17 protein-coding genes and 1 pseudogene are annotated in these 17,076 nt (G+C 74.2%); 3 read left to right on the plus strand and 15 right to left on the minus strand.

Translation table 11 applies throughout. The features are described 5' to 3' along the window. Nucleotides 1–13 precede the first annotated feature (13 nt). A complete protein-coding gene (locus ACSNN8_RS30595) occupies nt 14–796 on the plus strand; it encodes a 2-keto-4-pentenoate hydratase (protein ID WP_436653437.1) in 783 nt (260 codons plus the stop codon). Here ACSNN8_RS30595 and ACSNN8_RS30600 read toward each other — a convergent pair. The 9 genes from ACSNN8_RS30600 to ACSNN8_RS30640 form a co-directional block, all read right to left on the minus strand. Next, the gene (locus ACSNN8_RS30600; protein WP_436653438.1) at nt 780–1,352 is read right to left on the minus strand and encodes an RNA polymerase sigma factor; all 573 of its coding nucleotides are present in this window, start codon (nt 1,350–1,352) and stop codon (nt 780–782) included. The two genes, ACSNN8_RS30595 and ACSNN8_RS30600, sit on opposite strands and share 17 nt — an antisense overlap. 92 nt (nt 1,353–1,444) lie before the next feature. Beyond that, the gene (locus ACSNN8_RS30605; protein ID WP_436653439.1) at nt 1,445–3,415 is read right to left on the minus strand and encodes a sensor histidine kinase; all 1,971 of its coding nucleotides are present in this window, start codon (nt 3,413–3,415) and stop codon (nt 1,445–1,447) included. Nucleotides 3,416–3,431: 16 nt separating this feature from the next. Beyond that, the gene (locus tag ACSNN8_RS30610; RefSeq protein ID WP_436653440.1) at nt 3,432–4,040 is read right to left on the minus strand and encodes a hypothetical protein; all 609 of its coding nucleotides are present in this window, start codon (nt 4,038–4,040) and stop codon (nt 3,432–3,434) included. 110 nt (nt 4,041–4,150) lie between these two features. Beyond that, nucleotides 4,151–4,798 carry a response regulator transcription factor gene (locus tag ACSNN8_RS30615; protein ID WP_436653441.1) on the minus strand — a complete coding sequence of 216 codons (648 nt, stop codon included), beginning with the start codon at nt 4,796–4,798 and terminating at the stop codon, nt 4,151–4,153. After that, nucleotides 4,795–7,035, minus strand: coding sequence for a S8 family serine peptidase (locus ACSNN8_RS30620; RefSeq protein WP_436653442.1), 2,241 nt, complete (start codon nt 7,033–7,035; stop codon nt 4,795–4,797). The genes ACSNN8_RS30615 and ACSNN8_RS30620 overlap by 4 nt, the downstream gene beginning before the upstream one ends. Before the next feature lie 35 nt (nt 7,036–7,070). Continuing rightward, the gene (locus tag ACSNN8_RS30625; RefSeq protein ID WP_436653443.1) at nt 7,071–7,616 is read right to left on the minus strand and encodes a hypothetical protein; all 546 of its coding nucleotides are present in this window, start codon (nt 7,614–7,616) and stop codon (nt 7,071–7,073) included. A gap of 51 nt (nt 7,617–7,667) precedes the next feature. Beyond that, entirely contained in the window at nt 7,668–7,826 is a 159-nt protein-coding gene (locus ACSNN8_RS30630; RefSeq protein ID WP_436653444.1) for a hypothetical protein, read from the minus strand. Between the two features lies 1 nt (nt 7,827). Next, entirely contained in the window at nt 7,828–9,096 is a 1,269-nt protein-coding gene (locus ACSNN8_RS30635; RefSeq protein WP_436653445.1) for an MFS transporter, read from the minus strand. Beyond that, the gene (locus ACSNN8_RS30640; protein WP_436653446.1) at nt 9,093–9,353 is read right to left on the minus strand and encodes a hypothetical protein; all 261 of its coding nucleotides are present in this window, start codon (nt 9,351–9,353) and stop codon (nt 9,093–9,095) included. Before ACSNN8_RS30640 ends, ACSNN8_RS30635 begins: the two co-directional genes overlap by 4 nt. Before the next feature lie 158 nt (nt 9,354–9,511). Here ACSNN8_RS30640 and ACSNN8_RS30645 point away from each other — a divergent pair, with 158 nt between their 5' ends. Together ACSNN8_RS30645 and ACSNN8_RS30650 are read left to right on the plus strand one after the other, a co-directional pair. Beyond that, nucleotides 9,512–10,345, plus strand: coding sequence for a shikimate dehydrogenase family protein (locus tag ACSNN8_RS30645; protein WP_436653447.1), 834 nt, complete (start codon nt 9,512–9,514; stop codon nt 10,343–10,345). A 10-nt stretch (nt 10,346–10,355) separates the two neighbouring features. After that, the gene (locus ACSNN8_RS30650) at nt 10,356–12,188 is read left to right on the plus strand and encodes a bifunctional sugar phosphate isomerase/epimerase/4-hydroxyphenylpyruvate dioxygenase family protein (protein ID WP_436653448.1); all 1,833 of its coding nucleotides are present in this window, start codon (nt 10,356–10,358) and stop codon (nt 12,186–12,188) included. 35 nt (nt 12,189–12,223) lie between these two features. Here the strand turns inward: ACSNN8_RS30650 and ACSNN8_RS30655 are convergent, their stop codons facing one another. From ACSNN8_RS30655 to ACSNN8_RS30680, 6 genes and pseudogenes are all read right to left on the minus strand, one after another. Then, entirely contained in the window at nt 12,224–12,583 is a 360-nt protein-coding gene (locus ACSNN8_RS30655) for an ASCH domain-containing protein (protein WP_436655460.1), read from the minus strand. Nucleotides 12,584–12,649: 66 nt separating this feature from the next. Next, a pseudogene (locus ACSNN8_RS30660) lies at nt 12,650–13,309 on the minus strand (Type 1 glutamine amidotransferase-like domain-containing protein); the annotation flags it as partial. Continuing rightward, a complete protein-coding gene (locus ACSNN8_RS30665) occupies nt 13,306–14,415 on the minus strand; it encodes a flavin reductase (protein WP_436653449.1) in 1,110 nt (369 codons plus the stop codon). The pseudogene ACSNN8_RS30660 and the gene ACSNN8_RS30665, both read right to left, overlap by 4 nt. Further along, a complete protein-coding gene (locus ACSNN8_RS30670) occupies nt 14,412–15,233 on the minus strand; it encodes a hypothetical protein (RefSeq protein WP_436653450.1) in 822 nt (273 codons plus the stop codon). The genes ACSNN8_RS30665 and ACSNN8_RS30670 overlap by 4 nt, the downstream gene beginning before the upstream one ends. After that, the gene (locus ACSNN8_RS30675) at nt 15,218–15,517 is read right to left on the minus strand and encodes a hypothetical protein (RefSeq protein ID WP_436653451.1); all 300 of its coding nucleotides are present in this window, start codon (nt 15,515–15,517) and stop codon (nt 15,218–15,220) included. The genes ACSNN8_RS30670 and ACSNN8_RS30675 overlap by 16 nt, the downstream gene beginning before the upstream one ends. Before the next feature lie 73 nt (nt 15,518–15,590). Continuing rightward, nucleotides 15,591–17,063, minus strand: a complete 1,473-nt coding sequence (locus ACSNN8_RS30680) for a serine/threonine-protein kinase (RefSeq protein WP_436653452.1) — start codon at nt 17,061–17,063, stop codon at nt 15,591–15,593. Nucleotides 17,064–17,076: the final 13 nt, after the last annotated feature.

Genomic DNA, 17,076 nt, shown 5'->3' on the forward strand with positions numbered 1-17,076 from the left:
CGACGATGGCCGGATGACCGACCCAGCTGAGATCGCCCGGGTGCTGGCCGCCGCGCAGCGTGACCGCCGGGACCGCGCGCCGTTCACCGACGACCACCCGGACCTCGACGAGGCGGCCGCGTACGACGCGCAGTGGGCCGGCATCACCGCGCGCCTGGAGGCCGGCGAGCGGCTCGTCGGCGCCAAGCTCGGCCTCACCAGCCGCGCCAAGCAGCAGGTCATGAAGGTCGACTCCCCGCTGTACGGGTGGGTCACCAGCGCGATGCTGCTGCCGTACGGCGAACCGCTCGACCGGGCCGGCTTCATCCACCCGCGGGCCGAACCGGAGATCGCCTTCCTCCTGGCCCGCGACGTCACGACGCCCGCCACGGTGACCAGCGTGCTGGCCGCCACCGAGGCCGTGTTCGCGGCGGTGGACGTGCTGGACTCGCGGTACACCGACTTCCGCTTCCGCCTGCCCGACGTGATCGCCGACAACGCCAGCGCCGGCGCGTTCCTGCTCGGGCCGGTGGCCGTGCCACCGTCCGCTCTGGAGGATCTGCGCCTGCTCGGCGTCGTGCTGCGGGTCAACGGCGAGGTGGTGGCGACCGCGGCCGGGGCGGCCGTGATGGGCCACCCCGCCGCGTCCGTGGCCTGGCTCGCCAACCGGCTCGCCGCGCGCGATCAGCGGCTGAGCGCCGGGATGCTGGTGTTCTCCGGCGGCCTGACCGAGCCGGTGCCGCTCACCGAGGGCGCGGCCGTCACCGCCGAGTTCGAGGCGCTGGGCACCGTCGAGGTCACTACGCGGCGCTCCTGACGTCGCGGTCCTCGAGGTCGGCGCGCAACCGGCGCAGCACCCGGCCGCGGGTCGGGCCGATGCTGCCCCTGGGCATGTCGAGCGTTCGGCTGATGTGGTCGTAGTCGGCGTCGTCGACCACCAGCAGCCGCACCAGGTCCCGGTCGCGCGGCGAGAGCCGGGCCAGCGCCTGGCCGAGGACGGCGCGCTGCTCGACGCGCAGCGCGAAGGCCTCCGGGCCCTCGCGGTCCTGCGCGTGGCCGGTCTCGTCCAGTCTCTCCTCGTGCCGGTTGCGGCGCAGCGCGGTGATGCAGAGCCGGGTGGCCGTGCGGACCAGCCAGCCGCCGAGCCGCTCCGGGTCGCGGATCTTCGTGATGTTCTCGACGAGCCGCAGCCAGGTCAGCTGCACGACGTCCGCCGACTGCTCGTCGCCGAGGCGGAACGGGCGCACGGCCCACCACACCAGGCCCTCGTAGTGGGCGACCACGGCGCGCCACGCAGCCTCGTCGCCGGCCGCGGCCGCGCGGACGACGGTGCCGGTCATCCGCTGCGGACAGGTCGTCGTGGGTGCGGTCATGACGGGTTCCTCCTCGCTCGATGTCGCACCACGAGCCTGAGCGAGGAAACGTCCCGAGCGTCAGGGACGGTTGTCCGGAGTTGTCCCGGGCGTCACGGGACGCCGGCCACGGCGGCCAGCGGCAGGCGGGCCCGTACGGTCGTGCCGCGCCGCGGCGCCGTCGCGATGTGCAGCTCGCCGCCCAGCTCCACGACGCGTTCGCGCATGGAGTGGATGCCCACGCCGTGGCGGATCGCGTCGGGCATGCCGGCGCCGTCGTCCGAGACCTCCAGCACGAGCGACCGTCCCGTCTGCACGCTCACCCGGCACGAGCGCGCGGCGGCGTGCCGGGCCACGTTGGTCAGCGCCTCGCCGACGATGCGGTACACCGCGACCTCGACGGCGGCGGGCAGGCCGCGCAGGTCGTGCCCGACGGTCAGCGACACCGCCAGCTCCGGGCTGTCGAACCGCTTGCACTCCAGGCGCAGGGCGGCCTCGAGCCCGTTGTCCAGCGCGGGCGGGCGGAGCTGGTCGACGAGCTGACGGACCTCCGACATGCACAGCGTCAGGTCGTCCGCCAGCGTCGCCAGGATCTCCTCCGCGCGCGCCGGGCACTGCAGGATCCGGCGCGCGGCCTGCAGCTCCATCGACATGCCGACCAGCGTGGGGCCCACCCCGTCGTGCAGCTCGCGGCGCAGCCGGCGGCGTTCCTCCTCGCGGGCCACCACCAGCTTCTCCCGCGACTCCTGCAGGTCGTGGATCAGCCGCAGGTCCTCGGCCGCGACGGCCGCGTGCAGCGCCACGTCCTCGAGCAGCCGGCGCTCGCGGCGGGTGAAGCGGTCGCCGGAGCGCCGCCGGGCGACCAGCAGCCGGCCCACCGTCTCGCTGTGCGCCACCATCTCGAACGCCTCGACGACCGTGGTGGCCTCGCCGTCGGACGCGGCGAGGCGCGGGCCGCCGGGGCCCTCGAGCTCCACCGCCACGTACGGCACCCGCAGCGAGCCCGCGATGGCGTGCACCAGCGAGGGCAGCACCCTGGTGGGCTCGGCGGTGTGCCCGAGCAGCTCCCCGAGCCGGGCGATGACCTCGTACGGGTCGTCGCGCTCGCCGTACAGCATCCGGTTGACCCAGCGCTGCACCCGGCGGTGCGCCGGCTGGAACGTCAGCACGATCAGGCCGGTGGCGACCAGCGAGGCGCGGTCGTCGGACCCGCTCGTGAGGACCTCGCGCAGCACGGCCACAAGAGCGACGAACGACACGACCACCAGCACGGTCAGCACGATCCACACGAGCGTGCGGTTGATCAGCTGGTCGAGGTCGTAGAGGCGGTACTGCAGCACGGCGACGGTCATGCCGAGCGGCACGGCGGCCGCGGTGATCGGCCACAGCCCGGTCACGCCCACGATGTTGAGGATCAGCCCGAGCAGTAGCAGCGCGGCGCCGGGCAGCAGGCACGCGATCTGCCGGCGGGTGACGCCGTCGGCGCGGCGCCACCGCGTCCCCAGCGCGGCCACCACGCCGAGCAGCCCGAGCAGCGACACCAGCAGCGCCCCGAACGCGATCACCAGCGCGAGCCGGGCCCGCCCGGTCAGCGGCTCGTCGAGCGAGGTGAGCAACGTGCGGGGATGGTCGGCCGCCGCCACCGCCAGACCCACCGTGGTCACCAGCGTCGCGCCGCCGATGACCGCGGCGAGCCAGTGCCAGCGCGGCGAGGGCAGCCGACCGTCCGGGAACGCCAGCAATGCCAGGAACACCAGGCCGAACGGCAGCCACCAGGTCCACTTGCTGAGCCAGGCCAGCGGGCCCCAGCCGGTCCAGCTGGTGGCGATCGCGGCGACGGCGGCGCACACGCCCGCCGCGAGCATCAGCCGGCCGACGCCGTGGCGCGGGGCGCCGGCGAGCACGAGCACGCCCATCGCGGTGAACGACAATGCGACCGCGGCGGTCAGCGCCACCGGGCCGCCCGGTTCCGCGCCCGTGTCGACGAGCTGCCCCGCCAGCACGAGCGCGCCCACCGCGGCGGTCGCCGGCACGGCCACGCGCCAGCGGTGCGGCCGGGGACGTGCGGCGTCGGCCTGTGTCATCTCGGCGCCCGGCCGGTCAGCAGAGGCCCACGGCGTGGCACAGCCGGTGTTCCCAGCTCTGGTTCGCCGTGTGGTCGTGTTCCGGGTCCGCGCCCGGCTCGGGCTCGCGCGGCTCGGCAGCGATGCCGAGCAGCGGCAGGTGCGAGGCGATCGCCTGCTCCAGCGTCTCGCCGGCGCCGTCGAACCCGAACGACGCGTCGTCGAGCGTGAACTCCTTGCGGCCCGCGCCGCCGACGCCGGCCTTGAACCTCAGCCGGTACGGCTCGCGCGTCTCCTCGATCAGCTCGATGCTCGCCTCGTGGTGGCTGAGGATCCGGTTCTCGTTGACCTTCTCGAAGATCTCCCGCGGCCGGGCCCGCAGCTGCCGGCGGACGTGCCCGAGCGCTGTGCGGATGCGCGCCGCGACCACGGCCGGGTCGGCCGGGTCGGGTGTTCTCGCGATGGTCGTGAGCGTGCGGCCGGCGCCGAGCACGGGCGCGTAGCGGTGGCCGTCGCTGTCGAAGAACTCGAGACCACCGCAGTGGTGCAGGGTGATCGCGTCGTCGGCGACGAGGTCCTCCGTGGTGGCGTACGCGTGCACCCAGGTCCGGGCGGCGACGATGAAGTAACGCGGCGACCCCTGCATGGCGGTGTCCTCCCTCTGGTCCGGACTCGTTCGTGGCCTCGAGGCCGACTATCGCGTCCCGGTGTCCCGGTCACATGAGCCGGATGTCCCGGCGGCGCGGGACGTGCCGGTCAGGGCCCGAGGCCGGCGTCGCGGGCGAGCAGCGCGGCCTGGATGCGGTCGGCGACCCCGAGCTTCGCGAAGACGGCGGTGAGCTGGTTGCGGACCGTCTTCTCGGTGACGCCGAGATGCCGGGCGATGCGGGCGTTGGTGTCGCCGCCGGCCAGCCGCTGCAGCACCTCGCGCTCGCGCACGGTGAGCCGGTCGAACGGCGCGCGCAGCGCGGCCGGCGCTCGCCGCGCACAGGTCAGGGGTACCGGGTCGACGTCCGGGCCCAGCACCATGCCGCCACCGGCGACCGTCCGCAGCGAGTCGATCAGGGTGTCCGGGCTGGTCATCTTGAGCACGTAGCCGCGGGCGCCGGCCGCCAGCGCCCGGGACACCAGGTCGTCGTCCTGCGCCATCGTCAGGACGAGCACCCGCACCGCCGGGCGGGCCCGCAGGATCCGCCGGGTCGCCTCGATGCCGTCGCCGTCGGGCAGCATGACGTCCATGGCCACGAGGTGCACCGGCCGCAGGACGACCTCGCGTACGGCCTCGGCCACCGTGGCCGCCTCGAGCACCTCGCCGACCCACGCCTCGGCCGCGAGCATGGCGTGCAGCCCCCGGCGGACGACCGGGTGGTCGTCCACGATGAGGACGCTCTGCGACGCGCTCATCCCACCGGGAGCCGCCTCTGCCGCACGTGGGCGGCGTGGGCCAGCGCCTCGCGCACCGCCGCGGCGGCATCGACGCGGCCGTGCCCGAACCACCGGCTGAAGGACGGCGGCCGCCCGCTCACCGACGACGGCGTGCCGGTGTCGTCGAGCCAGCGGCCGACCGGGTCGGCGTTGCCGGGCTCGGGCCTGACCGCGGTCCGGCGCAGGATCGTGCGCACCTGAGCCTCGGTGAGGTCCGGGTCCGCCGAGAGCAGCAGCGCCGCCACGCCCGCCGCCAGGGGCGCGGCCGCGGAGGTGCCACCGAAGTCGTTGCGGTAGTCGGCTGGCCCGCTGCGCACGGTCGTTCCCGCCGGATGCGGATGGCGGAGCGCGCCCACCCGCACCACACCGGCGACGGGCAGCCCGCCCACCCGGACCGTCTCGCCGCCCGCGGCCCCAGGGTCGCCGAGCAGCAGCCGGTCGCCGGTCACGAGCCCGGCGCCGCTGCCGAGGGCGATCGTGGTGTCGCCGCGGGCGGCGGGCCGGGTCAGCGTGTCCGTCACCACCACGTGCCCGAGGAGGTTGCCCTCCCCGGGCGGGGTGCACGACCACGACGCGTGGTGCAGGGGCGGATCGTGCAGGGGCAGCCCCGCCACGTCGCCGTCGTGGCTGGGTGCGCTCAGCTCGACCGTTCCGTGGTTGGAGTACGGCGCGCGGATCTCGGTCACGCCGTCGGCGGCGAGCGTCGTGGCGGCCGTGCCGAAGCTGCGCGCGTATCCCGCGTACGGCCGCAGTGTCACCACGTCGGCGCCGCTGTTGCCGGCCGAGAAGAAGCAGAGGCACCCCCGGCCGCCGCGCCCCGCGGTGGCGAGGTGATCGAGCATCGCCTGCGCGGTGCCGGACAGCGGGGCGCCCGCGCCGAAGCCGACGCTGGTGGTGAACACGTCCGCGCCGGAGCCGGGCGGCGCGGGGAAGCCGGGCCGCGGGCTCGCCGGGTCGAAGCCGGCCGCCCAGACGTACATGTCGGCGACGTCGGCCTCGGTGGCCCCGTGGATCAGCCCCATCACCCGGCAGTTCGGCGCGGCGCCGGTGAGGCCCTCGGCGACCGTGGCGCCCGGCGCGACGAGGTTGCCCGCGGTGGCCGCCGCGATGCCGGCGACGCTGACGCCGTGGCCGTCCTGCGTCTGGTCGTTGCCCTCGACCAGCTGCCGGAAGTCGAACAGCCGGGCGACCTTCGGCGCCCCGCTGGAGACCGTGCCCCGGAACTCCGGGTGCGCCGGCACCCCGCCGCTCGACCCGATGCCGGAGTCGACCACCGCGATGACGACGTCCGGCGAGCCGAAGGCCGGCTCCCCGGCGTCCCGCAGCTCCTGCCACGCCTGGTCGGCCCCGACCAGGCGCCGGTCCCAGAGGCCGCCCCACAGCAGGTCCGGCGGCGTGATCACGTCGGGCTCGACGGCGCCCGCCAGGTTGGGTTCGGCCCACACCACCTCGGCCGACTCGTTGAGGGCGGCCGCGACGTCCAGCAGCGAGTAGCTCGGCGGTCCCGGCCGCGTGACGTGGTAGCTGTTGCCCGCGTACGGCAGGCGCCGCAGCACGCGCAGCTCCCGCGCGGCCAGCAGCTCCGCCGCCCGGTCCTCGGTCACCGCGTCGGCGAAGCGGACGATCAGCTCGTCGGTCAGGAACGACACCGACCGGTCGTCCAGCAGCACGACCGGACCGGCCCGCTCCACGTCGGGCCGCGCCTGCAGGCTGCGCACGATCGCGTCGAGACCGTCCTTCCGCGTCGTTCTCAGCACCCGTACGTGCTGGCGCCGCACGTGCTCGGGCACGTCGAGCTCGACCAGCCCCAGGTCGCTCAGCGAGCCGACCGCAGCGTCCGCAGCCGACCGCGGCAGCGACGCCCGGAAGACCACGCCCACCAGGTCCTCCCGCGGCCGGAACGGCACCCGCACCCGGCCCCGACGGAAGTGCGGCAGCCCCGGCTCACCCAGCACGAACACCTCGGTCGACCCCGCCGGGTCCACCTCGATCTCCCGCTCGTCGGCGTTGGTGTCCGGGTGCCCGACCCGCAGCAGGTGACGGCCCTCGCCCACCCCGCTCACCAGGTAGCGGGAGGTGTCCTCGTCGAAGGAGGCGCGAACGCCGTGGCCGCTGGGGAAGTCCACCCGGCGCAGCGTGACGGTGGCCCCCGCAAGGGCGCCCCGTTCGTGATGCAGGACGACGACCTCGAGCGTGCCGCTGCGCTGCGCAGGCATGCCCGAAGTATGGACAGCCCTCTCCGCGGGCGCTGTCACCCGGAGGACATAGCCCCGCGGCCGGAACTGCCAACATTGTCCACCCGGCCGGGAAGGTGACACATCCCGATGATCTGCGCCTGGGCCGGCAGGCCCCCGGGTGTTTTTGTCGCGGTCGTGTCCCGGGCGCGGGCGGCAATCCCGTCGACCAGTGTGCCCAGCGCCTTCCGCAACGCCGGGTCCGCAGCCGCCTCCGCCACCGGGCGCAACTCCCGCTCCTGGAACGCGAAGTACGTGCGAAGGATCTCGTTCTTGCCGGGCGCGGAGAATCCGTCGGGGTCGAGCTGCACGGCGACGTAGTCACGCACCCGGGGATCGCCGTCGTCCGATGTCCTGCTCAACCAGGCGATGAAGGCCGCGCACGTCTCCTGCCGGCCGGCTGTCCTCGCGACCGGACTCGCCGGCGTGCCGGCGGTGGCGCCCGAGCTCGCCGGCGCCGAGGCCGGGCCGGCCCCACCGGGAGCGACGTCGGCCGAGCTCGAACACCCCGCGGAGGCGGCGACCACGAGCAACACCGAAGCAGTCGTCAGCCTCATCCGCATGTGCGCTCCCCGCAGTCGGCCGCAATCTCCGCGCGGGAGTACAGAGCGGCGTCAGTCGCGGCGGCGGCGCATGATCAGGGCGCCGGCGAGGCCGAGGGCGCCGACGGCGGCCAGCACGTAGCCGAACAGCTGCTCCTCGGAGGAGGCGTCGAGGAACAGCGCGATGGACAGGCCCGCGGCGAGCACGAGGGCACTCATGGCCAGGTGCATGTCACGCACCGTACCGCAGGCGGGCGGTGTAGCGGCCGTACGTCCGGCGGGCCCGGCCGCGGTAGCGCAGGATCTGCCAGGCGCCGACGATCCACAGCGGATACTGCACGGCGAAGGCCCAGCGCAGGGCGTCGTCGCCGGACAGGCCCGCGTGCGGCAGCGCGGTGGACACCAGGCCGATGAGCAGGATGCAGACCAGCGACGCCACGTGCCCGCCGACGTTGACGATGCCGGTGGCGGTGCTCAGGCGGTGGCCGGGGTTGAACGAGCGGGCGTGGTCGAAGCCGATCATCGAGCCGGGCTGGTTCCAGCCGAGCACGACGACCAGCACGACCAGCAGCCCGAGCGGGGCGCGGCCGGGCCAGAGCAGCACGACCGTCCAGACGGCGGCGGACGAGCCGATGACCGTCAGCGCCATCCGCGAGCGGGACAGCGGGTGCCGCCCGACCAGGTGGCCGAGGATCGGGCCGCCGACGATGAACGACAGCGTGAGGATCGACAGCAGGGTGCCGGCCGTGGTGGCGTCCAGGTCCTGCGTGATCGTGAGGAACGGGAAGCCCCACAGCAGCGCGAAGGCCATCGCGGGGAACTGGGTGCCGAAGTGTGTCCACAGCCCGAGCCGGGTGCCGGTCTCCGCGTACGTCCACCGCAGGGTGGCCGCCAGCTCCCGCACCGAGGCCGGCGGCAGCGCGGCGCGGTCCGGCGGCTCGCGCAGCAGCGCCAGGCCCAGCAGCACCGAGGCGATGCCCACGCCCGCGGACACCAGGAACGCGGTGGTCCAGCCGCCGGAGCGCAGCAGGAACACCATGGGCACGGCCGAGGCGATCGCGCCGAGCTGCCCGACCATGGCGGTCACCTGGAGCATCAGCGGGTTGCGCCGGGCCGGGAACCAGCCCGCGACGATGCGGGCCATGCAGATCCACATGAGCCCGTCGCCGAGCCCGACCACGAGCCGGCCGCCGACGGCGAGCGGCAGGCTGTGCGCGAGCGCCACCGCGGTCTGCCCCACGGCCATCAGCAGGCCGCCGGCGAGGATCAGCCGCCGGTAGCCGAACCGGTCGGCGAGCACGCCGACCGGGATCTGGATCGCGGCGTACACCGCCACCTGCACCACCGCCAGCGCGCTCAGCCCGGCGGCGGAGATGCCGAGGCGGTCGAGGGCGTCGACCGCCGCGACGCTGAGCGTGAAGCGCTGGAAGACGCCGACGACGTAGATCAGCAGTCCGCCGGCCCACACGGACCAGGCGGCGCCCCGAGTGTTAGCAATCACCTAGCTAAGTTAGCCGACATCCGGTCCCAGACGGAGCGGGCGGGCACGGGCATGCGGACCATCGCGGCGAGCACCTCGGCGGACGGCACCGCGAGCGGATCGGCCGCGTACGTGGCCGCCCACTCGTCCAGCAGGTCCGCCGCGACCGCCCGGTCGTAGCCGCGCAGCTGGGCCCTGAACAGGGTCGTCAGCACGCCGAGCGTCGCGGCGAACGCCACGATCGCGACGGCGAAGGCCGCCTGCATTGTGGTCACCATGGTCCCAGCATCCCCTCCATCGACGGACAACTCTCAGTGAGAACGATTACGGGCGATGGCGGTCACGGCGCCGGGCCGACTTCCGCTGATCGGCAACCGGACGCCGTACGGGCCCCCGCGCGACGACGATGGCCGGGGAACCGATCGGAGGGGTCACGATGATCAGCGGCACGACGATCCTCATCGCGCACATGGGTTATCCGACGCACAGCTTCAAGGCGCCGCTGATCTACAACCCCTGGTTCGACCACCGGGGCATCGACGCGGTGGTCGTCCCGATGGGCGTGCAGGCGCCGGACTATCCGGCGTTCTTCCGGCCGCTGTTCCGGCTGACCAACATCCGCGGCGCGCTGGTGACCATGCCGCACAAGGTGACCACCGTGGACCTCGTCGACGAGCTCACGCCGACCGCGCAGATCGCCGGGGCCGCCAACGCGGTGCTGCGCCGCGACGACGGCACGCTGCTGGGCGACCAGTTCGACGGCGCCGGCTTCGTGCGCGGCGTGCAGCGCAAGGGCGTGGAGCTCACCGGCAGGCGCGCGCTGGTGGTCGGCAGCGGCGGCGTCGGCTCGGCGATCGCGGCCTCGCTGGCCGGCGCGGGCGTGGGGACGCTCGCGGTCTTCGACGCCCAGGCGGTGGCCGCGGACGCGCTGGCCGGGCGCATCTCCAAGAACTACCCCGACATCGAGGTGGTCACCGGTTCCAAGGACCCCGACGGGTACGACGTGGTGGTCAACGCCACGCCGCTGGGCATGGAGCCGGGCGACCCGCTGCCGGTGGACGTGAGCCGGATCGCCCCCGGCACGTTCGTGGGCGAGGTCGTGATGACGCGCGAGATCACGCCCTTCCTGCAGGCGGCGCAGGAGCGCGGCTGCCCCGTCCAGGTCGGCAAGGACATGCTGTTCGAGCAGATCCCGGCGTACCTCGAGTTCTTCGGTTTCGGCACCACGACGCCGGACGAGCTGCGCGCGGTGTCCCGGGTCGAGGGGTGAGGGCCCGGCGATGGGCGCCTCGAGGTTCCGCCGGTCGGTGGCCACGGTCTGCATGTCCGGCGCGCTGGACGACAAGCTGGCCGCGGCCGCCGCGGCCGGGTTCGACGGCATCGAGCTGTTCGAGAACGACCTCGTGCTGGCGCCCTGGTCGCCCGCCGAGATCCGGGCCCGCTGCGCCGATCTGGGCCTGAGCGTCGACCTCTACCAGCCGTTCCGCGACTTCGAGGCGGTCTCCGAGGCGCAGCTGGCCGCCAACCTGGCCCGCGCCGAGCACAAGTTCGACGTGATGGCGGAGCTGGGCGCGGACACCGTGCTGGTCTGCTCGTCGGTCTCCCCCGCCGCGATCGACGACGACGACCTGGCCGCCGAGCAGCTGATGCGGCTCGCCGACCGCGCCGCGCAGCGGGGCTTCCGGATCGCGTACGAGGCTCTGGCCTGGGGCCGGCACGTGTCCACCTGGGACCACTCGTGGCGCATCGTCGACAAGGCCGGGCATCCCGCGCTGGGCCTGTGCCTCGACTCGTTCCACGTGCTCTCGCGCGAGGTCAGCCCCTCCGGCATCGCCGGCATCACCCCCGGCAAGGTGTTCTTCCTTCAGCTGGCCGACGCGCCGCACCTGAGCATGGACGTGCTGCAGTGGAGCCGCCACCACCGGCTGTTCCCCGGGCAGGGCTCGTTCGACCTGACCGGCTTCGTGCGGCTGGTGCTCGCCTCGGGCTACACCGGCCCGCTGTCGCTGGAGGTGTTCAACGACGTCTTCCGCCAGGCCGACCCCGGGCGTACGGCCGTGGACGCGATGCGCTCGCTGATCGCGCTCGAGGACGGCCTGGACGACCACGGGCGCCGCCTGCCGCCCGCGCCGCCGCTGTCCGCGCACGCCTTCGCCGAGTTCGCGGTGGACGGCCGCTCCGGTCCCGAGCTGCAGACCGCGCTGGAGGGCCTGGGGTTCGCCCACACCGGCCAGCACCGCTCCAAGCCGGTGCAGCTGTGGGAGCAGGGCGCGTGCCGGATCCTGCTCAACAGCGGCGTCACCCGCGAGCTGCCCACGGGCGCCGCCGCGCTGGACGCCTTCGCCCTGACCACCGAGGACACCGCGCAGTCCCGCGCCCGCGCCACCGCCCTGCTGGCGCCGACACTGCCGCGCGTCCGCGGCCCGCGCGAGGCGGACATCGCCGCGATCGCGGCCCCCGACGGCACCTCGGTGTTCTTCAGCCGCGACGACGACGACTGGCGGGCCGACTTCCTGGCCACGGGCCAGTCCTCCGCCGGCGTCGGCCTGATCACCACCGACCACGTCGGGCTGGCCCAGCCGTTCGACCACTTCGACGAGGCCGGGCTGTTCTACCGTTCGGTGCTCGGCTTGGAGCGGGCCGCGGCCCAGGAGTACGCCGCCCCGTACGGTCTGATGCGGTCACAGGCCTTCCACACCGCCGACCGCCGCGTACGCCTGCTGCTGACTGTCTCGCTGCTGCGCCGCGGCGGCTGGGCGCCCGCCGTCGCCGACCCCCAGCACGTCGCCTTCACCACCGCCGACATCTTCACCACCGCCGCCGCCCTGGAACGCCTCGGCGGCACGACCCTGCCCGTGCCCGACAACTACTACGCCGACCTGGTGGCGCGCTTCGCCCTGCCCGACGCGTTCGCCGCCCAGCTGCGCCGGCACGCCATCCTGTACGACCGTGACGCCTCCGGGGGCGAGCTGCTGCACCTCTACACTCCCGTCCACGGCGGCCGGGTCTTCTTCGAGATCGTCGAGCGCCGCGGCGGCTACGACGGCTTCGGCGAGGTCAACGCCCCGGTCCGCATGGCCGCCCACCGCCACCTGCGCCTCAGGAAGCCGTGACGGCGTCGTCCTACCTGGTGCGGGTGGATCCCCCGTCAGGCGTCGCTGGAGAGGCGGGCGGTCAGGACGAAGCGCTGGGTCAGCACGAGTGTGTCGTCGTCGATGTCGGGGACGCCGCCGAGGATGCCGGCCACGAGGTCGCTGCGGAAGAAGTCCTCGTGGCCGGCGCGCCAGTCGGCGGCGTCGCGGTAACCGCGGCCCTCGGCGTGGGCGTAGTCGTCGGTGACGGCGCTGATCGGCGAGGTGCCGACGTCGGTCAGCTCGATCACGGCCACCGCGCGGCCGGTCGAGTCGACGACGCGGAACCGGTCGCCGGCCGCGGGCAGCGGCTCGCCGGCGTGCAACGCGGGCAGCCCGGTCATCGCCGTCTTCGCGCCGGTGAGGATGGCGCTCACCCCGGAGTCGCGCTCCGGGCCGGGGCGTCCCAGCTCGAGAACGGGGAGGTCACCGAAGGCCGGGTCGAACAGGCGCCAGTGGCCCTCGGAGACGACCTCCACGAGGTTGTCGGTGACCTTGAGGGCGGTCCGGTCGTCGATGGCGTATGCGGGGCCGGGGATGCGGGCGGCCCACTGCTCGGCGGCGGCCATGTCGTTCTCGGGGGCGTCGGGGTGGTCCAGGTGCGGGAAGATCGCGAAGTCCACGACCCCGAGCGCGCTGTCGCCGCCGGCGGGGGGCTGCCAGTCGACGAACTCCCGGCCGACGTGGGGCGCCATCACCATGCTTCCGGCGCTGTACCCGACCCAGACCGTGTCGGGCAGGGCAGGCAGCAGGTCCGCCAGCCCGGACTCGCGCATCCAGTGGCTCAGGTACAGCGTGTCACCGCCCTTGACCAGCAGGGCGTCCGCCTCGCGCACCCACGAGACCCAGCGGTCGCGGTCGATGGTGGGCAGCGCGGTCAGCTCGAGCACGCCCAGCGACTTCCACCCCAGCTCGGTCATGGGCTGTCCGGTCCGCCCGGTGAGGAAGCGGTAGGTGACAGCGGGGGTGACCATCGGGCTGCCGTACGAGGCGGTGGGGATGCAGAGGGCGACAGATTCCTCGATCGGCTTGCCCAGCAGGTCGATCAACGCGTCGCGGATGCTCGCGTTCGTGACGCCCGCGGAGGTGAGGAGGAGCTTCATGGTGGCGCGACGCTAGCACGGATGCCGGCGCGCTGAGTCGCCTTGGCGTGCTCGTTGTGGGCGGTCAGCACGCGGCGCACGGCGGGCAGGTCGGCGCGTTCGAGCGCGTCCACCAGCTCGAAGTGGTCGCGGACCAGGTGCGGGTCGGCCCCGCTGCCGGGCGGCAGCGCCCGCGCCATCACGTCGGGCAGGCTGAGGTGCTCGTACGCGTCGGCGAGCGCGCGGACGCCGGTGGCGTCCACGAGGTAGCGGTGGAAGGCGTGGTTGTCGCGGATGTAGCCGTCCACGTCGGTGAACCGCCCGTCGCGTACGTGGGAGGCGGCGGCCACGGCCAGCGAGCGCAGCGAGGCCAGCTGCTCGGCGGAGAGGCGCCCGGCGACCAGGGCCGCGGCGCCCAGCTCGATGGCGAGCTTGGCGTCGTGCGTGTCGTCGGAGGTCGCCGCGTCGAGCGGGGCGACGACGTGCCCGAGCCGGGCGTCCAGCCGCACGAGCCGGTCGCCCACCAGCCGGGTGAGCGCGTAGTACACCGAGGACGGCGGCACCCCGAGCCGGTCGGCCAGCGGCTCGACGCCGACCGGCTCACCCGGGGCGAGCAGGCGGTCGAGGACGAGCCGGCGTACGGTCCGGTACGCCTGCGCGTCCTGGGCCGGCTCGAACTTGCCGAACCGGCCGCGGAAGTACGCCAGCGGCGAGCCCCCGGCGGCCTCCGCGTGCACCACCTCGGCCAGGAACACGCGGTGCGTGCCGGCGCTCACCGTCTCGGCGACGCGGCACTCCACCGTGGCGAGCGCGCCGGGGAGCAACGGCACGCCCGTACGCCCGGGGTCGGTCCGCAGCCCCGCGAACCGGTCCCCCGGCCGCGCGAACCGCTCGGCCAGCTCGCCCTGCTGCTCGCCGAGGATGTTGACCGCGAAGAGGCCGGAGCGGCGTACGGCCTCCTGGGTGCGGCTCGCGGTGTTGAGGCACGCCAGCAGCATCGGCGGGTCGAGCGACAGCGAGCAGACGGCGCTGACCGTCATGCCGTACGGGACCTCGTCCTGCACGGCCGTGATCACGACCACGCCGCTGGTGAAGTGGCCGATCACCTGCCGGAAGACCGGCGTCACGGCGTCCAGGTCACGACCGCCATTCCGATGATCCACTCGTAGATCGGCTCGTATGCCAGCACCTTCATCTCGTGCCCGCGCATCGCGCCGGCCAGCGCCACCCACGCGCGGACCTCGCCGGTGCCGTTGCCCGCCTCCATCAGCTCGTCGTTGGGCACGTCGAGCAGCTCGCCGCAGTCGGGCTTGCCCAGCTCGGCGAGGAACCAGCGTTCGAAGTCCTCGTCGATGTCGCCGATGCGCGGCTCGCCGACGTAGTGGCACAGCCCGCCGCCGCCGACCAGCGCCACCCGCTCGAGCCCGTCGTAGGAGCGCAGGATGTCGCCCATCGCGATGCCGAACTCGTAGCTCTGCCGCAGCGTGATCAGCGGCGGCGTGGTGCAGTTGAGCACCATCGGCACCAGCGGGGTCTGCCATGCCGGGTCGAGCTGGTCATAGACGGTGAGGAAGCCGTGGTCGGGTTCCATGTCGTACGACAGGGTCGGCCACAGGTTGCGCTCGACCAGGCCGGCCACGATGTGCTCGCCGAGCTTCTGGTCGCCGGGCAGCACGGTGTGCTCCATGCGCAGCCACCGCGCCGACGGGGTCTGGTACTTCTCGGCCAGCCCGATGCCCAGCTGCGGCAGCGCGTCGAGGAAGTAGTTGGTGAAGTGCTCCCCCGAGAGCATCGCGACGGCCTGCGGGCGCGCGCGTTCGGCCTGGTTGCGCACGGCTTCGAGGGCGGCGAAGAAGTTGTCCGCCTGCGCCTTGGGCGCCGACTCCGGGTCGACCGCCTGCATCGGCGCGTGCGAGGCGCAGTACGCCGTCACGATTTCAGCCATCGCGGCTTCACCTTCCGCTCCGGAGGCATCGACCCCGCCAGCAGCGGGCGGTAGTCGGCCTTGCGATAGCCCATGTTGCGGGCCAGTCCGTTGATGATCACCGGGTGCGTGCCGAGCGCGTACAGCTTGCCGAGGTCCAGCTCCTCGACGGCCTTGCGCTCCTCGTCGTCGAGGTCGTAGCCGTGCGCGACGACGGCGGCGATGTCCGGCCGCTGGTCCTTGGGGGCGTGCTCACGGGCCCTGAGATAGTCGAACAGGACCTTCTGCATCTGATAGGTGCTCATAGGTTCCTCCGCTGACCCACGCTGTCATCGGCGGCCGCCCGGCACGGACGCCCCTTCCGACCAGTGGGAGCGGTCAGGGCCGGCCGACGGTGGGCAGCACGGCGAGCAGCGTGGGCAGGCCGGCGGCCCATTCGGCGGCCGGGGCGCGCCAGTCCACGCGGAACGAGCGGCCGTCCACCGTCACGATCCGGCTCTGGGCCCGCATCGCGCCGGCTTCGGGGTCGCGGTACGTGTACTCCCACACTGCTCCGGGCGGGTCGGTCGCCGGTGACATCCGGATCCGGTAGTAGCCGGGCTCCCGCCGTCGCGTCGCCTGTTCCGCCTCGACCAGCGCGGACAGCAGGCTGCCGTCGCCGGTCCACTGTGTCACGGTGAGCACGGGCTGACCGCCGGGCGCGGTGCAGACCACGCCCCCGGCCGACGGCGTCAGGCGCCAGTCGCGCGGCACCGCCACCCGGAAGGCGCCGCCCGGCTCGGTCCACCGGACGAAGCCGGCCGGCAGCGTGGGCGCCGGGGACGGCGCGACCGAGGCGGGCGGCGGCGGGGCGCCCTGATCGGCGCCGGCGCTGCGGATCACCGCGGCGGCCCCGCCGAGCGCGAGCACCGAGACCGCCGCGGCCGCCGTCCCGGCCCGCCGGGCGAGCACCATCCGGGTGGGCGGCGCGATGCGGCGCAACCGGGCCCGCACCGCGGCCGCGCTCAGCCGCTCGGCGGGGTCGCGGCGCAGCAGCCCGAACAGCACCGGGGCGAGCGGGCCGGCGCGGTACACCGGATCGGGGCGGCCCTCGTCCGCAGCATGCAGCCCCTCGTCGACGGTCGAGCGCATGAACGGCGTGCGGCCCTCGGCGGCGTGGTAGAGCGTCGCGCCCAGCGACCACAGGTCGGAGCGCTCGTCGGAGATGCCGAAGAGCCGTTCGGGCGCCACGTACTGCGGCGAGCCGAGGATGATCCCGGCCTGCGCCAGCGCGGCCACCCCGGCGCGCGAGCCCGCCGGGCCGAAGTCGGTGAGCACCACCCGGCCGTCGGCGGCGATGAGCACGTTGGACGGCTTGACGTCCAGGTGCAGCACGTCCGCCTCCCACGCCGCGGTCAGCGCGGCCAGCAGGTCGAGCCCGATGGCCGCCACCCGGCGCGGCGGCAGCGAGCCCTCCGCGCGGATCACGTCGTACAGCGAGCGGGACGGCACGTACTCCATGACGATCCACGGGGCGTCGCCGTCGAGCAGCACGTCGAGGGTGCGGATCACGTTCGGGTGACGGATGCGGGCGAACGCGCGCGCCTCGCGGGGCACCCACACCCGCAGCACGAGGCGCTGCTCCTCGGTGAGGCTCCCGGGCAGCGCGCACTTCTTCAGGGCGACCGTCCGTCCGGTGTGCTGATCGACGCCCAGCCAGATGTGGCCGAGATGCCCCTCGGCCAGCGGCCGCCGCACCCGGTAGCGTCCGGCGATCAGGTCGCCCGCCGCAGTCATCGCCTTCACCCGCCCATGCCGGTCCCGGCCGTCACACGTGGTCACCAGCACCTCGACGTTACTGCAAGCGGGCACCCGCAACTCCACC

This window comes from Actinoplanes sp. URMC 104 (genome assembly GCF_051386375.1).
Taxonomy (GTDB): domain Bacteria; phylum Actinomycetota; class Actinomycetes; order Mycobacteriales; family Micromonosporaceae; genus Actinoplanes.